Source organism: Pseudoalteromonas sp. S2721, assembly GCF_005887425.1.
Taxonomy (GTDB): domain Bacteria; phylum Pseudomonadota; class Gammaproteobacteria; order Enterobacterales; family Alteromonadaceae; genus Pseudoalteromonas; species Pseudoalteromonas simplex.
Genome location: NZ_PNCZ01000157.1, coordinates 1 through 252 on the forward strand (window position 1 = coordinate 1; position 252 = coordinate 252).

Sequence of the window (252 nt, forward strand, 5' to 3'; positions counted from 1 at the left end):
GACTATTATAGTGAACCAACATGGTTGTGTTATCACCTGCATATATTTAGACCATAAAGAATACGTAGGCGATACTCGAGAACTTGTTGGTTTCGATAAAGCAGGTATTTTCCGTACCAATACACCGGCTATTGTTGGCGTTTTAGCGATTCCGAATACAGTGACTGAGTATGGTAATGATATTAACGCTGATATGGAGTTATCAGGCCGTGACTTCATATTCACAGAAGGCAGTGAAGGCGTTAACTGGCG

Annotated in this window: 1 pseudogene; it reads left to right on the forward strand. The window is 41.3% G+C overall.

What is annotated here, in order from left to right:
- Positions 1-252 (forward strand): annotated as a pseudogene (locus tag CWC02_RS20640) (bifunctional tetrahydrofolate synthase/dihydrofolate synthase); the annotation flags it as partial.